11 protein-coding genes and 1 tRNA gene are annotated in these 17,373 nt (G+C 72.6%); 3 read left to right on the forward strand and 9 right to left on the reverse strand.

The window, feature by feature from the left end; translation table 11 throughout:
• Window positions 1–7: 7 nt before the first annotated feature.
• From prfA to argS, 8 genes are all read right to left on the reverse strand, one after another.
• Complete coding sequence (prfA, locus tag ACRQ4C_RS10170; RefSeq protein ID WP_290131568.1) at window positions 8–1,090, reverse strand: peptide chain release factor 1; 1,083 nt, start codon at window positions 1,088–1,090, stop codon at window positions 8–10.
• 3 nt (window positions 1,091–1,093) lie between these two features.
• Window positions 1,094–3,292: a transcription termination factor Rho gene (rho, locus tag ACRQ4C_RS10175; RefSeq protein ID WP_439688572.1), complete on the reverse strand. Its 2,199-nt coding sequence runs from the start codon at window positions 3,290–3,292 to the stop codon at window positions 1,094–1,096.
• Between the two features lie 163 nt (window positions 3,293–3,455).
• The gene (gene thrB, locus ACRQ4C_RS10180; RefSeq protein ID WP_290131566.1) at window positions 3,456–4,367 is read right to left on the reverse strand and encodes a homoserine kinase; all 912 of its coding nucleotides are present in this window, start codon (window positions 4,365–4,367) and stop codon (window positions 3,456–3,458) included.
• Between the two features lie 80 nt (window positions 4,368–4,447).
• Complete coding sequence (gene thrC / locus ACRQ4C_RS10185) at window positions 4,448–5,527, reverse strand: threonine synthase (RefSeq protein ID WP_439688573.1); 1,080 nt, start codon at window positions 5,525–5,527, stop codon at window positions 4,448–4,450.
• Window positions 5,528–5,580: 53 nt separating this feature from the next.
• Window positions 5,581–6,912: a homoserine dehydrogenase gene (locus tag ACRQ4C_RS10190; RefSeq protein ID WP_439688574.1), complete on the reverse strand. Its 1,332-nt coding sequence runs from the start codon at window positions 6,910–6,912 to the stop codon at window positions 5,581–5,583.
• Between the two features lie 29 nt (window positions 6,913–6,941).
• On the reverse strand, window positions 6,942–8,366 hold the full coding sequence (gene lysA / locus ACRQ4C_RS10195; RefSeq protein ID WP_439688575.1) for a diaminopimelate decarboxylase: 1,425 nt from the start codon (window positions 8,364–8,366) through the stop codon (window positions 6,942–6,944).
• A gap of 43 nt (window positions 8,367–8,409) precedes the next feature.
• Window positions 8,410–9,165: an LmeA family phospholipid-binding protein gene (locus ACRQ4C_RS10200; protein WP_290131562.1), complete on the reverse strand. Its 756-nt coding sequence runs from the start codon at window positions 9,163–9,165 to the stop codon at window positions 8,410–8,412.
• Window positions 9,166–9,364: 199 nt separating this feature from the next.
• Entirely contained in the window at window positions 9,365–11,035 is a 1,671-nt protein-coding gene (gene argS, locus ACRQ4C_RS10205; RefSeq protein WP_439688576.1) for an arginine--tRNA ligase, read from the reverse strand.
• 58 nt (window positions 11,036–11,093) lie between these two features.
• Between argS and ACRQ4C_RS10210 the strand changes: the two genes are divergently transcribed.
• Window positions 11,094–11,651, forward strand: a complete 558-nt coding sequence (locus tag ACRQ4C_RS10210; RefSeq protein WP_439688577.1) for a hypothetical protein — start codon at window positions 11,094–11,096, stop codon at window positions 11,649–11,651.
• A 116-nt stretch (window positions 11,652–11,767) separates the two neighbouring features.
• Here ACRQ4C_RS10210 and ACRQ4C_RS10215 read toward each other — a convergent pair.
• Window positions 11,768–11,839: transfer RNA gene (locus ACRQ4C_RS10215), tRNA-Arg, on the reverse strand.
• A gap of 149 nt (window positions 11,840–11,988) precedes the next feature.
• Between ACRQ4C_RS10215 and ACRQ4C_RS10220 the strand changes: the two genes are divergently transcribed.
• Window positions 11,989–16,023 (forward strand): Pls/PosA family non-ribosomal peptide synthetase, encoded by a 4,035-nt coding sequence (locus ACRQ4C_RS10220; protein WP_439688578.1) that lies wholly within the window; start codon window positions 11,989–11,991, stop codon window positions 16,021–16,023.
• A 17-nt stretch (window positions 16,024–16,040) separates the two neighbouring features.
• Complete coding sequence (locus tag ACRQ4C_RS10225) at window positions 16,041–17,351, forward strand: M1 family metallopeptidase (RefSeq protein ID WP_439688579.1); 1,311 nt, start codon at window positions 16,041–16,043, stop codon at window positions 17,349–17,351.
• Window positions 17,352–17,373: the final 22 nt, after the last annotated feature.

A 17,373-nucleotide genomic window follows, 5' to 3' on the forward strand; every position in this document is an offset into this window, starting at 1 on the left:
GGTTCGGTCACGCGTCCTGGTCGCCGATGGCGGCCAGGCGGGCCTCTTCGTCCGCCGTGATGGCGGACTGGATGACGGGTTCGAGCGCGCCGTTCATCACCCGGTCGAGGTCGTACGCCTTGTAGCCGGTCCGGTGATCCGCGATGCGGTTCTCCGGGAAGTTGTACGTGCGGATGCGCTCGGAACGGTCCATGCCGCGGATCTGCGACTTGCGCGCGTCCGAGGCGATCGCGTCGAGCTCCTCCTGCTGCTTCGCGAGGATGCGTGCACGGAGGACGCGCATGCCGGCCTCGCGGTTCTGCAGCTGCGACTTCTCGTTCTGCATCGCCACCGTGATGCCCGTGGGCAGGTGGGTGATGCGGACCGCGGAGTCCGTCGTGTTCACCGACTGACCGCCGGGACCGGAGGACCGGTACACGTCGATCTTGAGGTCGTTCTGGTTGATCTGGACCTCTTCGGGCTCGTCGACCTCGGGGAACACCAGCACGCCCGTGGTCGACGTGTGGATGCGCCCCTGCGACTCGGTCGCCGGCACCCGCTGCACGCGGTGCACGCCACCCTCGTACTTCAGGTGCGCCCAGACGCCCTGGGACGGGTCGGTCGCGTTCGACTTGATCGCGACCTGCACGTCCTTGTAGCCGCCGAGGTCGGACTCGGTGCGCTCGAGGAGCTCGACCTTCCAGCCCTTCGTCTCGGCGTAGTGCGAGTACATCCGCAGGAGGTCGGCCGCGAAGAGCGCCGACTCCTCGCCGCCCTCACCGCCCTTGATCTCCATGATGACGTCGCGGCCGTCGTCGGGGTCGCGCGGGATGAGCAGCCGACGGAGACGCTCCTGGCGCTCCTGCAGCTGCTCCTCGAGCGCGGGGACCTCGTCCGCGAACGCCTCATCCTCGCGCGCGAGTTCCCGGGCGGCGGCGAGGTCGTCCCCCGCAGCCTGCCAGGACTCGTACGCGGACTTGATCTGGTTGAGCTCGGCGTACCGCCGGTTCACCTTCTTCGCACGGACCGGATCGGCGTGGAGCGCGGGGTCCGACAGCTGCTGCGTCAGGTCCTCGTGTTCCGCCAGCAGCCCCGCTACCGACTCGAACACCGGTTACTCCTGGTGGCCGTTGTGGTGCCCGCCGGTCGTGGGGACCGACTTCTGCACCTGGACCAGGAACTCGACGTTCGACTGCGTCTCCTTGAGGTTCCGCAGCACGATCTCGAGGGCCTGCTGCGGGTCGAGCCCGGCGAGGGCCCGGCGCAGGCGCCACGTGATCTTGACCTCGTCGGCGGAGAGCAGCTGCTCCTCGCGACGGGTGCCGGAGGCGTTGACGTCGACGGCCGGGAAGATCCGCTTGTCCGCGAGGTGGCGGTTGAGGCGGAGCTCCATGTTGCCGGTGCCCTTGAACTCCTCGAAGATGACCTCGTCCATCTTGGAGCCGGTCTCGACGAGCGCGGTCGCGAGGATGGTCAGCGAGCCGCCGTCCTCGATGTTGCGCGCCGCGCCGAAGAAGCGCTTCGGCGGGTAGAGCGCGGCCGAGTCGACGCCACCGGAGAGCACGCGACCGGAGGCCGGCGTCGCCAGGTTGTAGGCGCGACCGAGGCGCGTGATCGAGTCGAGCAGCACGACGACGTCGTGACCGAGCTCGACCAGGCGCTTCGCACGCTCGATGGCGAGCTCGGCGACCGTGGTGTGGTCCTCCGCCGGACGGTCGAAGGTCGAGGCGATGACCTCGCCCTTCACCGAGCGCTGCATGTCGGTGACCTCTTCGGGCCGCTCGTCCACGAGCACGACCATGAGGTGCGCCTCGGGGTTGTTCTTCGCGATCGCGTTGGCGATGGCCTGGAGCACGACCGTCTTGCCGGCCTTGGGCGGCGAGACGATGAGGCCGCGCTGGCCCTTGCCGATCGGCGACACGAGGTCGATGATCCGCGTCGACAGCTTCTGCGGCTCGGTCTCGAGGCGCAGACGCTCGTTCGGGTACAGGGGCGTGAGGTCGGAGAAGTCCTTGCGGGCCGCCGCCTCCTCCGCGGTCTGCCCGTTGACGGTGTCGACCTTGACGAGCGCGTTGTACTTCTGACGGCTCTGCTGCTCGCCGCCCTGGGGCTGCTTGATCGAGCCGACGATCGCGTCGCCCTTGCGGAGGTGGTACTTCTTCACCTGGCCGAGCGAGACGTAGACGTCGCTCGGGCCGGGCAGGTAACCGGTCGTCCGCACGAAGGCGTAGTTGTCCAGGACGTCGAGGATGCCCGCGATCGGGATGAGGACGTCGTCCTCGGTGACCTCCGGCTCGAGGTCGTCCTGCTGGCCGCCACGGCCGCGCTTGCGGTCACGCTGACGACGGCTGCGGCCCTCGCCCTCCTGCGCGTCCTGCTGCGGGCCGTTCTGGTTGTTCTGCTTCTGCTGGCCGTTCTGCTGGCCCTGCTTCTGCTGACCGTTCTGGTCGTCCTGCTTCTGCTGGCCGTTCTGCTTCTGCTGGCCCTGCTTCTGCTGACCGTTCTGGTCGTCCTGCTTCTGTTGGCCCTGCTGGTCGTTGCCGCCCTGGCCGTTCCCGCCCTGACCGTTGCCGCCCTGGCCGTTCTGCTCGCCGTTCTCGGCGTTCTGGCCACGCCCACGACCACGACCACGGCTGCGGCGTCCGCGACGCGAGCCGCCCTCGCCCTGCTGGTCGCCCTCGCCGGACTCGCCGCCCTGCTCGCCCGCCTGCGTGGCGGAGTCGTCCTGGGCCTCCTGGCCGGCCTGCTGGCCGCCCTGCTGCTGACCGTCCTGCTGCTGGCCGCGCCCGCGGCGCTGGCCGGCAGCCTGCGCGGCCTCTTGCGCGTCCTTCTCGGCGCGGACCTGGTCGAGCCCGGCGAGGAGGTCCTCGGTGCCGGTGTGCCCGTGGTTCTGGTGCTCGGACGCCGACGTCGGCGCCGCGTTGACGGTGCCCGCCGAGGAGGCACGGCGCGAGCGACGCGCACGGCCGCCGGTCGGCTGGTCGGTCGCCTCGGCGCCGGTGGCGGCGCCCGAGGTCGCGTCCTGCGCGGGCTGCTGCTGGGCGGCCGGCTCCGGCGCAGCGGCCGGCTCGGCGGCGGGCTGCTCCGTCGCGGGCTCGGGCAGCGTCGGCTGCTCGGCGACCGGCGTCTCCGCGGCGGGGGCGTCGGCCGTCGCGGGGCGCTTGTCCTCGATCGTGGCGATGAGGTCGCCCTTGCGCATCTTCGACAGGCCCGTGATGCCGAGGGAGGAAGCGATGCGCTGGAGCTCCGGGAGACGGAGGGCGCGCAGGTCGCTGGGGATCTCCACCGGGGTGGAGTCGTTGACGTTCGTCAAGGTCGGTGTTTCCTTTCGAACCGCAGAACGCGGAGAGTTTCCACCGCCCCGGATGCACAGGGGTGCACTGACCGTCGTTCAGACGACGGACCGGGAAACGGTGATCAGAAAGAGATTGCCCCCGCGCACCGGATCCTGCACCGGCGAGGATCGTTCCTGCTGCCTATGCGGGATCGGCTTGGAGCGCCGAGTGCGCTGCCACTGTAGCACCACCCAGGTCCACGGCCAGCATGAGCGGGCGCCAGTCCGACTCCGCGTGTCGCGTCACGAGGTCCGCCGCGGTGAGCCGCTGCGCCGGATCGCTGCCGAGGACGAGGAGGCTCGGGCCGGCCCCGGACACGACCGCCGCGAGCCCGTGCTGCCGCAGGAGCCCGATGAGCGCGTCGGTCTCGGGCATGGCGCTCGCCCGGTACGCCTGGTGCAGACGGTCCTCGGTCGCCGCCAGGAGCAGCTCGGGGCTCTGGATCAGTGCCGCGACGAGGAGTGCCGACCGCGACACGTTGAACGCGGCGTCCTCGTGGGGCACGCTCGCGGGCTGCAGGGACCGTGCGAGCTTGGTCGACAGCGTCGAGGTCGGCACGAAGACCACCGGCGAGACGCCGCGGTGCACGAGCAGCCGCTTGTACGCCGGCCCGTCCGCGGTCATCCATGCGATGGTGAGGCCGCCGAAGAGCGCCGGCGCGACGTTGTCCGGGTGCCCCTCCATCTCCGTGGCGAGCGTCAGGAGCGTCGAGGCGTCGAGGTCGACGACCCCCGCGAGGAGACCCCGCGCCGCCATGAGTCCGGCGACGATCGCCGCCGCGCTCGACCCGAGTCCGCGGCCGTGCGGGATGGCGTTGACCGCGTGCAGCTCGAGACCCGGCTGTTCGGTCACGCCACCGGCCGCGAGCCCTCGGCGGACGGCCTGGACGACGAGGTTGGTGTCGTCCGTGGCGACCTCGCCGGCACCGACGCCCTCGACCGTCACGGTCGCACCGGGCTCCGGCCGGACACGCACGGTCACCTCGTCGTACAGCGACAGCGCGAGCCCGAGCGAGTCGAACCCCGGCCCGAGGTTCGCCGACGTCGCCGGCACCCGGACGCGTACCGCCCGTCCAGCCGGTACAGCGTGCTGGGCGGTCGCGCCCTCCCCCGGTCCGGACGAGCGGTGCGTGCTCACTCGGCGCCGACCAGTCCGAGCACGTCGGCGACGGACTTCGTGTCCACCGGCACGACCGTGGGCTGGACCTCGCCGCCGTCTTCGGTGCGGAGGGCCCACTGCGGGTCCTTCAGGCCGTGGCCGGTCACCGTGATGACGACCTTCGCGCCCTTGCCGAGGACACCGGCATCAGCGCGCTCGAGGAGCCCGGCGACACCGATCGCGGAGGCCGGCTCGACGAAGACGCCGACCTCGGCCGACAGGATGTGGTGCGCGGCGAGGATCGCCTCGTCGGAGATGGCGCCGAAGTAGCCGTCGGTCTCCTCGCGCGCGTCGAGGGCGTACTGCCACGAGGCGGGGTTGCCGATGCGGATGGCGGACGCGATCGTCTCGGGCTTCGGGACGACCTCACCGCGGACGATCGGGGCCGAGCCTGCGGCCTGGAAGCCGAACATGCGCGGGAGCTTCGACGAACGACCGGCGGCGACGTCCTCGCGGTAGCCGCGGGAGTACGCCGTGTAGTTGCCGGCGTTGCCGACGGGCAGGAAGTGGAAGTCCGGCGCGTCACCGAGGACGTCGACGACCTCGAACGCAGCGGTCTTCTGGCCCTCGATGCGGTCGTTGTTCACCGAGTTGACGAGGTGCACCGGGTAGTTCGCCGCGAGGTCGCGCGCGATGTCGAGGCAGTCGTCGAAGTTGCCCTGCACCTGGAGCAGCTGCCCGTCGTGCGCGATCGCCTGGCTGAGCTTGCCCATCGCGATCTTGCCCTCGGGGACGAGCACCGCGGCGGTGATGCCCGCGTGCGTGGCGTACGCGGCGGCCGACGCACTCGTGTTGCCGGTCGAGGCGCAGATGACGGCCTTGGCGCCGTGCTCGACGGCCTTCGAGATCGCCATCGTCATGCCGCGGTCCTTGAACGAACCCGTCGGGTTCATGCCCTCGAACTTGACGTAGACGTCCGCCCCGGTGCGCTCGGAGAGCCGTCGCGCCGGGATGAGCGGGGTGCCGCCCTCGCCGAGGGTGACGACGGGCGTCGCCTCGGTCACGTCGAGACGGTCGGCGTACTCGCGCAGGACTCCCTGCCACTGGTGGGCCATCAGGCTCCCCTTTGTATCGGTGTGCTGTTCGGGTGCGTGGGGGTGCGTGCGGCTCAGCCGCCGACGACCCGCAACACGCTGGTGATCTCGGCGACGACGTCCTCGTTGCGGAGCGCCACCACGGTGTCGGCGAGGTCGGACTCGCGCGCCAGGTGGGTGCCGATGACGAGCGTCGCGGTCGCACCGGTGCGGTCGGCACCGGGAGCGTCCGTCTGCAGCGCGCTGGTCTGTTCGACCGTCTCCACGCTGACGCCGTGCTTGGCCAGGACGCCCGCGACCGTCGACAGGACACCGGGGGCGTCCGCGACGTGGAGCGTGATCTGGTAGCGGGTGCGCACGGTCCCGATCGGGAACACGGGCAGGTCCGCCTGGGTCGACTCGGCGACGCCGGGGCCGCCGATGACGTGTCGGCGCGCGGCGGACACGAGGTCGCCGAGGACGGCGGAGGCCGTCTCGACGCCGCCGGCTCCGGCGCCGTAGAACATGAGGTCACCAGCGGCCTCGGCCTCGACGAACACGGCGTTCTTCGCGCCGTGCACGCTCGCGAGCGGGTGCGACTCCGGCACGAGCGCCGGGTAGACGCGAGCGGAGACGCCCTCGCGGCCGTCCTCGTCGGTCAGGCGCTCGGCCGTCGCGAGGATCTTCACGACGTAGCCGGCCTTCCGGGCCGCGCGGACCTGGTCGATCGTGATCGCGGTGATGCCCTCCCGGTGGACGGCGACGAGCGGCACCGAGGTGTGGAACGCGAGCGAGGCGAGGATCGCGGCCTTCTGCGCGGCGTCGTAGCCCTCGATGTCGGCGGTCGGGTCGGCCTCGGCGTACCCGAGCTCGGTCGCGGTGGCGAGGGCGTCCTCGAACGTCGCGCCCTGGCGGTCCATCAGGTCGAGGATGAAGTTCGTGGTGCCGTTGACGATGCCCATGATGCGGACGATGCGGTCACCGGCGAGGGAGTCGTGCAGCGGGCGGATGATCGGGATCGCCCCGGCGACGGCGGCCTCGTAGTAGAGCTGCGCACCCACCTGCTCGGCGGCGGCGAAGAGCTCCGGTCCGTGGGTCGCGAGGAGCGCCTTGTTGCCCGTGACGACGTCCGCGCCGGACTGCAGCGCCTGGAGGACGAGCGTCCGCGCCGGCTCGATGCCGCCGATGAGCTCGACGACGATGTCGGCGCCCAGGATCAGCGACTCGGCGTCGGTCGTGAAGAGGTCCTTCGGCAGGTCGACGTCCCGCTCCGCCTCGGTGTCGCGGACGGCGATCCCGACGAGCTCGAGGCCGGCGCCGGCACGCGAGGCGAGTTCGTCGCCGTGCTCCAGGAGGAGCCGCGCCACCTGCGACCCGACCGAGCCGGCTCCGAGCAGGGCGACGCGGACGTTGCGGTATTCGATCATCTGGGGGTGGTTCCTGTCGTTCGGGTGTGTCACCGGCCGGGGCCGGGTGCGGGGACGACCCCGGTGTCACGGGCGAGCAGGTCGTCGATCGACTCGCCCCGGACGAGGATACGGGCTGTGCCGTCCGCCACGGCGACGACCGGCGGGCGACCGACGTGGTTGTAGTTGCTCGCGAGGCTCCAGCAGTAGGCACCGGTCGCGGCGACGGCGAGGAGGTCGCCGCGGCGCACGTCGCCCGGCAGGTACTCGTCCTGCACGACGACGTCGCCGCTCTCGCAGTGCTTGCCGACGACCCGGCTGAGCACCGCCGGCGCGTCCGAGCTCCGGGCGAGACGGGCGGTGTAGTCGGCGCCGTACAGCGCGGGGCGGGCGTTGTCGCTCATGCCGCCGTCGACGGACACGTACGTGCGGGTCGCGGTCGCCTCGGACACGGGCGCGTCGAGCTCCAGCGTCACGGGCTTGATCGTGCCGACGGAGTAGAGCGTGATGCCGGCGGGGCCGACGATGTACCGACCGGGTTCCACCGCGATCTCGGGCACCGGGATCCCGCGTTCCGCGCAGGCCTCGGCGACGATCGTGGCGAGGGCCTCGGCGACGTCCTCGGGCGCGAACGCCGAGTCGGCCTCGGTGTAGTCGATGCCCCATCCTCCGCCGAGGTTGAGCTCCGGCACCGGCCCCGTGGCCACGAGCGCTGCGTGCACGTCCATGAGGCGCCGGGCGGCCTCGCGGAAGCCGGACTCGTCGAAGATCTGCGAGCCGATGTGCGAGTGCAGGCCGACGAACGCGAGGGAGGGCTCCGCGCGGACCGCCGCCGCGGCCTGCTCGGCCTCGGTCAGCGGGATGCCGAACTTCTGGTCCTCGCGGGCGGTGGCGAGGTACTCGTGCGTGGAGGCGTGCACGCCGCTGTTGATCCGGATGCGGACGCGCTGCACGACACCGGCGTCGGCGGCGGCCCGGGCGACGCGCTGCACCTCCTCGTGGCTGTCGAGGACGATCGTGCCGACCCCGACCTCGACGGCGCGGGCGATCTCGGCGTCGGACTTGTCGTTGCCGTGGAAGCCGAGCATCCCCGGGTCGACACCGCCGGCCAGGGCGACCGCGAGCTCCCCGCCGGTGCAGACGTCGACGCGGAGGTCCGCCTCGGCCATCCACGCGGCGACCTGGGTCGTCAGGAACGCCTTGCCGGCGTAGTAGACGTGCGCACGGGTGCCGATCCGGCCGAACGCGTCCGAGAAGGCGGTCCGCACGCGCACGGCTCGGGACTGCACGTCGCGCTCGTCGACCACGTAGAGGGGTGTGCCGAACTGCCGGGCGAGGTCCGAGGCGGTGATCCCGCCCACGGCGAGCTCGCCGTCGTCCGTCCGGGTCGCAGACGCGGGCCAGATGCGCGCCGTCAGCGCGGAGGCGTCCGTCGGGAACCGCAGCCGCGGCGGGGCAAGGGGGTTCTCGCTCACGGGACCCGATCCTACCGAGCCGTGAGGAGCCTCCCGTCCGGTGTTACGAGCAGGACCCCACGGACCGCAGCCCCTCCTCGCTGAGTGGCAGGGAGTCCGCGGTGACGCGGACGGTCGCGTCGCGTGCCGTGATGTCGAGGTCGCGCACCGCGAGCTGGGACGGCAGGAAGCGTGCGGTGCACACCTCGACCGGGACGTTCGTGACGCCGGGGATCGAGTCGACCTTGAGGCCGAGCGACGAGTTGGTGATGCGGACGCTCTTCGGGGTGATCGTCACGCCCTTGCCGTCGTCCTGCGTCACGACGTCGCCGCGCGCGGCGTAGGTGATGTCGTAGCCGAGGACGGCCGTCTTGCCGGAGAGCTCGACCCCGCCGTCGACGAGCTTCAGGCGTTCGAACAGCGGGCTGTACTTCGCGAGGTCGGAGACGCTGCTCGAGGCGAGGGTCACGGTGCCGTCGAGGTCACGCACGTCCCCCTTGCCGTCGACGGGGACGTCGTGCACGGTGACGTCGGCGGCGAGCGGGATGCCGTCGACCGTGATCTTCCGCGAGGAGATCTCGACCTGGTCGAGCGTCCCGCCGATGAGCTGCGGGATGACGATGCCGTCCGCGTGCGCGTCGACCTGACCGGTGGTGCCCTCGGGGAGCGACTGCTCGACCTGTTGGGCGATGATCCGGTCGACGACACCGCGGAGGACGAACTCGGCGATCACCACGAGGGCGGCGAGGACGACGAGCACGACGACGAGGACGATCGGCCAGCGGCGGCGCTTCGGGCGGGCGGCGGGGGCGGCGGTCATGCGTCCCACCCTGCCAGCACCCACCGTCAGCCTGCCTGGAGGCGCGGCGTGCGCCCGGTGGGCGTCCGCCGCGGGTGCGCTGGGTGCGGCGGGGTGGTGCTGCGGTCGGGCGGGCGGAACCAGGTTCCGGACACAGCACCACGCTTTTCCGCGATGCTGTGTCCGCAACCTGGTTCCGGCGCGCAGCGCCCCCGCCCCGCTACATGCGCTCGGGCGCGCTCACCCCGAGGAGGCCGAGGCCGTTGCGGATGACCTGCCCGGTGGCGTCGTTCAGCCAGAGGCGCGTGCGGTGGAGGTCCGTCACGGCCTCGTCCCCGAGCGGTGTCACGCGGCAGGAGTCGTACCAGCGGTGGTACAGCCCCGCGAGCTGCTCGATGTAGCGCGCGATGCGGTGCGGCTCGCGGAGCTCGGCGGCCTGCCGGACGACCCGCGGGTACTCGGCGAGGGCCCCGACGAGGGTGCTCTCGGTCTCGTGCGTCAGGAGCGAGGCGTCGAACGCGGACCGGTCGACCCCGGACGCGGCGGCGTTGCGGGCGACCGACTGCGTGCGGGCGTGGGCGTACTGCACGTAGAAGACCGGGTTGTCGTTGGTCCGCTTCGTGAGCAGGTCGAGGTCGATGTCGATCGAGGTGTCGCTCGCGAAGCGCACGAGGGCGTACCGGCCGGCGTCGACACCGACGGCGTCGACGAGGTCCTCCATCGTGACGATCGTGCCGTTGCGCTTCGACATGCGCATCGGCTCGCCGTCCTTGAGCAGGTTGACCATCTGCCCGATGAGGATCTCGAGGTTCGTGCCGGGCTCGTCACCGAACGCCGCGCACATCGCCATCATGCGGCCGACGTAGCCGTGGTGGTCGGCGCCGAGCATGATGAGGTTCCGCTCGAAGCCGCGCTCGCGCTTGTCGAGGTAGTACGCGAGGTCGCCCGCGATGTAGGCCGGCTGCCCGTCCGACTTGATGACGACGCGGTCCCGGTCGTCGCCGAAGTCGGTCGTGCGGAGCCAGAGCGCACCCTCGGCCTCGTACATCTTGCCGAGCGACTGCAGCCGCTCGATGGCGCGCTCGACGGCCTTCGACTCGTGCAGCGAGTTCTCGTGGAAGTACACGTCGAAGTCGACGCCGAAGTCGTGCAGCGACGACTTGATGTCCGCGAACATGAACTCGACGCCCTCGCGCCGGAACAGCTCCTGTGCCTCGTCGCGCGGCAGGTCCCGCAGGTCGGTGCCGGCCGGCAGCGTGGCGATCACGCGCGCCGCGATCTCGCCGATGTACGCGCCGCCGTAGCCGTCCTCGGGCGTGGGCTCGCCGAGCGCCGACGCGACGAGGGACCGGGCGAAGCGGTCGATCTGCGCGCCGTGGTCGTTGAAGTAGTACTCGCGGGTGACGAGTCCGCCCTGCGCCTCGAACACGCGGGCGAGGCTGTCGCCGACCGCGGCCCAGCGGACGCCGCCCATGTGGATCGGACCGGTCGGGTTCGCGGAGACGAACTCGAGGTCGATCTTCACCCCGTCGTACAGGTCGCCCTGCCCGAACGCGGCGCCCTCGTCGACGATGGTCTTGGCGATCGCGCCGGCGGCGGCCGCGTCGAGCGTGATGTTGATGAACCCGGGGCCGGCGACGTCGACCGAGGCCACGCCGTCGAGCTCGGTCAGCTCCCCCGCGATCTCGGTCGCGAGCTCGCGCGGGTTCGTCCCGAGGCGCTTCGCCAGCTGCATCGCGGCGTTCGACGCCCAGTCACCGTGCGCCCGGTTCTTCGGCCGTTCGAGGGCCGCGTGCGACTCCTCGACCGTCACCGTGTCCGAGGCGCCTCGTCGCTCCACGATCCCCGTCAGGATCGACAGGTACGCGGCGGAGAGTTCGGCTGGTGTCATAGCGGTCGATCCTACCGGCGTCCACGGGCCTCCCCGGACGATGCGCCATCATGGCCGGATGACCTCCCGCAGCCGCGTCCGGGCGATCAGCGCCGCCGTCCTCGCGACCACGTCCGTCGCCGTGCTCGCCGCGTGCTCCGGCGGCGGCGGAGCGGGTCCGACGCCGTCCGCGACGCCGATCGGGAAGCCCGTGTCGCAGACGTGCGCGGAGCTGCTCCCCCTCGAGTCGCTCGCGGTGTACGGCCAGGCGTTCGAGCAGGTCGAGTCCTACCGGCCCGCGAAGGGCACACCGGCGGCCCGGATCGTCCAGCAGCGGGGGCGCGCGTGCCAGTTCCGCGAGGTGTCGGACCACTCCGTGACGATCGCGTTCGCCGTCGCCGACCTGCCTGAGAAGTCGCTCACGAACCTCAAGGACGCGCTGTACCAGCGGGGCGGATCGGTGCCGACCTACACGGTCGAGGGGTACTTCGACCTGGCGGACGACGGGGTCGGGCGGGCGGACGCGTTCGCGGACCCGTACTGGATCACCGCGTCGTCGACGCTCTTCACCGAGCCGGGCGGCGCCCAGCCGGTGGTGGACGCCGTGCGCGGCGTCGTGAAGCCGGCCGCGAAGTAGACGCGACCAGATGCCGGCCTGGAGGCCCGTGGCGGCCCCGCCCCGTGCCTCCCGGCCGTCCTGTGGTCACCCCTGAAACCACGAAACCCCCACTCGGTGAGTGGGGGTTTCCCTTGTGCCCCCAGGAGGATTCGAACCTCCGCCCCTGCCTCCGGAGGGCAGTGCTCTATCCCCTGAGCTATGGGGGCCCGGGGTGTCACCAACCGTAGCAGGTCTCCGGCACCCTCCCGGACCAGGCGTGTCGCGCGACGGCTCGCAGCGGTGTTTCCCGACGCGTCACGTCGACCCCCTAGGATCACGGCCCGGTCGCCCAGCACACGACCAGGGAGAGGACTCGATGACCAGCGCCACCGGGAACCCGCAGCTCGAGCTCGCACGCGGCGCACACGCGCCTGCACCCCGGACCCTCCTCGACGTCCTCACCGAGACCGCGACGACGCACCCGGACGCCCTCGCCCTCGAGGACCCCGACGGCACCCTCGACTACCGGGCCCTGCTGGCGGCCGTGCACGCGCAGGCCGACGACCTCGCACGCCGAGGCGTCCGTCGCGGCGACCGGGTCGGCGTCCGCATCCCGTCCGGCGGGCGCGACCTCTACGTGTCGATCCTCGCGGTGCTGGCGGCCGGCGCCGCGTACGTCCCGGTCGACGCCGACGACCCCGAGGAGCGGGCGACGCTCGTCTTCGGCGAGGCCGGCGTCGTGGGGGTCATCGGAGCAGGCGGGGTGCTCGCCGACCGCGAGGGCACGCCCCTGCCGGTGACCGACCCCGCGGCGAGCGCTGACCTCCCCCGGCTGGAGGACGACGCGTGGATCATCTTCACCTCGGGGTCGACCGGGGTGCCGAAGGGCGTGGCGGTGACGCACCGGAGTGCTGCGGCGTTCGTGGACGCCGAGGCGCGGATGTTCCTGCAGGACGCGCCGATCGGCCCGGGTGACCGGGTGCTGGCGGGGTTGAGCGTGGCGTTCGACGCGTCGTGCGAGGAGATGTGGCTGGCGTGGGGGCACGGTGCGTGCCTGGTGCCGGCGCCGCGGTCGCTGGTGCGGACAGGGGTGGACCTCGGGCCGTGGTTGATCGCGCACACGATCACGGTGGTGTCGACGGTGCCGACGCTCGCGGCGCTGTGGCCGGACGACGCGCTGGAGCAGGTGCGGTTGGTGATCTTCGGTGGTGAGGCGTGTCCCCAGGAGCTGGCGGCTCGGATCGCGTCGCGGGGCCGGGAGCTGTGGAACACGTACGGGCCGACCGAGGCGACCGTGGTGGCGTGTGGTGCGCTCATGGACGGGACTGCACCGGTGCGGATCGGGCTGCCGTTGGACGGGTGGGATCTGGCGGTGGTGGACGATGCCGGGCAGCGGGTCGCGCCGGGTGGTGTCGGCGAGCTGGTGATCGGCGGTGTCGGGCTGGGGCGGTACCTGGACCCCGCGAAGGACGCGGAGAAGTACGCGGCGTTCCCGGAGCTCGGGTGGGAGCGGGCGTACCGGAGCGGTGACCTGGTGCGGTACGAGCCCGAGGGGCTGGTGTTCCAGGGTCGGGCGGACGACCAGGTGAAGCTCGGTGGTCGGCGGATCGAGCTGGGTGAGGTGGACGCGGCGCTGCAGGCGTTGGACGGGGTGGCCGGTGGTGCTGCGGTGGTGCAGCGGACGCCGGCGGGCAACCAGGTGCTGGTCGGGTACGTGGCGCCGGTGGCGGGGCGGGCGGTGGACGTGGCGGCGGCGAACGCACGGTTGCGCGAGGAGCTGCCGGCGGCGCTGGTGCCGCTGGTGGCGGTGGTGGACTCGCTGCCGACGCGGACGTCCGGCAAGGTGGACCGTGCGGCGCTGCCGTGGCCGCTGCCGGGGGTCGCGGACGTCGCGGACCTGCCGGAGACGGTCGCGTGGATCGCGGAGCGGTGGTCGGCGATCCTCGGGGTGCCGGTGACGGGTGTGGACGACGACTTCTTCGCGCACGGTGGCGGGTCGTTGACGGCGGCGCAGCTGGTGTCGGCGATCCGCGAGAGGTTCCCGACGACGACCGTGGCGGACGTGTACGACCATCCCCGGATCGGTGCGTTGGCCGCGGCGCTGGACGATTCCGGTGCGGCGGAGGCGTCGGAACGGCCGGTGGCGCTGGTGTCCCCGGCGACGGGGTTCCTGCTGACGGTGCTCGGGCTGCCGGTGCAGGTGCTCCGCGGGTTGCGGGTGCTGACGTGGGCGTCGCTGGTGTCGACCGTCCTGCACGCGACGTCGTTGCCGTTCCTGCCGTCGGTGCCGTGGCCGTGGCTCGTGCTCGCGCTGCTGGTGTTCGTCACCCCGGTGGGGAAGATGGCGGTGACGGTGCTGCTCGCGCGGCTGCTGCTGCTGGGTGTCCGGCCGGGCGACCATCCGCGTGGCGGGTCGGTGCACGTGCGGGTGTGGCTCGCGGAGCGGATCGCGGAGGCGGTGGACGGTCCGTCGACGGCCGGTGCGCCGTGGATCAGCTACTACGCGCGTGCGCTCGGGGCACGGATCGGGCGGGACGTGGACCTGCACGCGCTGCCCCCGGTGACGGGGATGCTGCGGGTGGGGGCCAGGGCGTCGATCGAACCCGAGGTGGACCTCGCGGGGCACTGGGTGGACGGGGACGTGTTCCGGCTCGGGCCGGTGCGGGTGGACGCGGACGCGGTGGTGCGGAGCCGGTCGACGCTGCTGCCGGGCGCGCACGTGGGGGCCGGCGCCGAGGTCGAGCCCGGTTCGTCGGTGACGGGCCGGGTCCCCGACGGCGAGCGGTGGGCGGGTTCGCCGGCGGAGCGCGTGGGGTCGGCTCGGCACGACCGGGAGGCACGACCCGCCTCCCGTCGACGCTGGCTCGTCGCGTACGGGGTCGGCTCGGTGGCGGTGGCCGGGCTGCCCGTCGTCGGGGTCGCGGCGGGACTCGCGGTGACGGCGGCGCTGGTGGGTGCGGCGCCGAGCCTCGGGGCGGCGGTGCTCCGTGCGCTCGCGGTGGTGCCGCTCGCGACGGTCGTCGCCGGGCTCGTCTACGCAGTGCTGGTGGTCGCGTCGGTGCGGCTGCTCGGTCTGGGGCTGCACGAGGGACGGCACCCGGTGCGGAGCCGGATCGGCTGGCAGGTGTGGACGACCGAGCGGGTGCTCGACGCTGCGCGGACGCTGCTCTTCCCGGTGTACGCCTCGCTCGTGACGCCGCTGTGGCTCCGGCTGCTGGGCGCGCGGGTCGGACGGAACACCGAGATCTCGACGGTCCTGCTCATCCCGGCGCTGACGCAGATCGCGTCGGGGGCGTTCCTCGCCGACGACACGATGGTCGCGACGTACGAGCTCGGCGGCGGTCGGGTGACGATCGGTCGGTCGAAGGTGGGTCGTCGCGCGTTCCTCGGGAACTCGGGGATGACGGGTGCCGGGCGGTCGGTCCCCCGCGAAGCCCTGGTGGCCGTGCTCTCCGCGGTGCCGAAGAAGGCCAAGCGCGGTTCGTCGTGGCTCGGGACCCCGCCCGTGCGGCTGCGGCGGGCGACGACGACGTTCGACGAGGAGCGCACGTTCCGGCCGCCGCGGAGGCTCAAGGTCGCGCGCGGCTGCTGGGAGCTGCTGCGGCTCCTGGCGCCGATGGTGTCGGCGGCGATCGCACTCGGCGTCGTCGGGACGCTCCTCGGCCTGTGGTCGACGATCGGGCTCGGCTGGACCGTCCTGCTCGCGGGTCCGGTGCTCATCGTCGCCGGTGCGGTCGCGGCCGCGGTGTCGACCACGGCGAAGTGGGCCTTCGTCGGGCGGATCGACGCGGGCGAGCACCCGCTGTGGTCGTCGTTCGTGTGGCGGAACGAGGTGCAGGACACCTTCGTCGAGACCGTCGCCCGGCCGTGGTTCGCGGAGCAGTGCACGGGGACCCCGGCGCTCGCGGCGTGGCTGCGGACCCTCGGCGCGCGCATCGGCCGCGGCACGTGGATCGAGACCTACTGGCTCCCCGAGGCCGACCTCGTGGCGATCGGCGACGGCGCCACCGTGTCGCGCGGGACCGTCGTGCAGACGCACCTGTTCCACGACCGGGTGATGCAGCTCGACGCTGTCCGGCTCGATGCCGGCGCGACGCTCGGGCCGCACAGCGTCGTCCTGCCGGCGGCGGGGCTCGGCGCGGGGTCGACGGTCGGGCCGGCGTCGCTCGTGATGCGCGGGGAGCAGGTGCCGGCCGGGTCGCTGTGGTCGGGGAACCCCATCGCGCCGTGGGCCGCGCCGTGGCTGTCTGGCGATCCCGCGTCCGGCGATCCTGCGCCCGGCGGCACCGCGCCGTCGGACGGCACCGCGCCGTCCGGAGGCACCGCGCCGTCCGGCGGCACCGCGCCGTCCGACGCTCCGGCCGCGGAGCGCGCTGCCGGGGCGGACGGCTCCGTGGTCGTGCCAGACTGAGCGGCACCGTGAAGCCGATGACCAGCGCCGACCCGTACACCCCGCACAGCGGCGACCGTCGGTGGAGCGCGGTGCACTACGAGCTCCGGCTCGGGTACCGCGTCGCGACGAACCGCCTCGACGGCACCGCGACCGTCACGGCGCAGGCGCACGAGACCCTCGACCGGGTCGTCATCGACCTGCACGGCCTCACGGTCGACCGGGTCGACGTCGACGGGAAGCGCGCGAAGAAGGTCGGCACCGCGACCCACAAGCTGACGGTGACGCCGCAGGAGCCGATCGCGGCAGGCACGGAGTTCACCGTCCACGTCAAGTACCGCGGCACACCACGGCCGATCCGGAGCCCCTGGGGACAGGTCGGCTGGGAGGAGCTCACCGACGGCGTCATCGTCGCCGCGCAGCCGACGGGGGCGCCGTCGTGGTTCCCGTGCAACGACCGACCCGACGACAAGGCCACGTACCGGTTCGAGATCACCGCCGAGGCCGCGTACGACGTCCTCGCGAACGGCGAGCTGCTCGGCACCGACCGTGCGCGGGCCGGCACGACCTGGACGTACGCGACGACCGAGCCCATGGCGACGTACCTCGCGACCGTGCAGATCGGTCGGTACCGCACGACGAAGCTCCGGAGCCCGCACGTCCCGGTGACGCTGCACCACCCGGCGGACCTCCAGGCCGCGGCGAGGACCGACTTCGGCAGGGTGCCGGACATGGTCGCGCTCTACGCCGACCGGTTCGGCCCGTACCCGTTCCCCGCGTACGGCGTGGTCGTGACCGACGACGAGCTCGAGATCCCGCTCGAGGCCCACGGTCTCGCCGTCTTCGGCCGGAACCACGTCGACGGCGAGCACGGCACCGACCGGCTCATCGCGCACGAACTCGCCCACCAGTGGTTCGGCAACTCGGTGACCGTCGCACGCTGGCGCGACATCTGGCTGCACGAGGGCTTCGCATGCTACGCCGAGTGGCTGTGGTCCGAGCACCGGGGCGGGGAGACGGCCGACGTGCTCGCCGCGCGGTACCGGCAGGGACTGCTCGACCAGCCGCAGGACCTCGTGGTCGGCGACCCGGGCGCCCGCGACATGTTCGACGACCGGGTCTACAAGCGCGGCGCCCTGGCCCTCCACGCGGTCCGCCGGACGTTCGGCGACGCCGCGTTCTTCGCCGGCCTCCGGACGATCACCGAGCGGCACCGGCACGCGTCCGTCGCCCCCGAGCACGTGCTCGACGCCTTCGCCGGCAGCGCGGGGGTGTCCGTCGACGCCGTCCGTGCCGTGACGGCACCCTGGATCGAGGAACCGGGCGTCCCCGAGCTGCCCGCTGCCTGACGGACGGCGGCGTCGGAGCAAC

The organism is Curtobacterium sp. SP.BCp, from assembly GCF_051903255.1.
In the GTDB taxonomy this organism is placed as follows: domain Bacteria; phylum Actinomycetota; class Actinomycetes; order Actinomycetales; family Microbacteriaceae; genus Curtobacterium.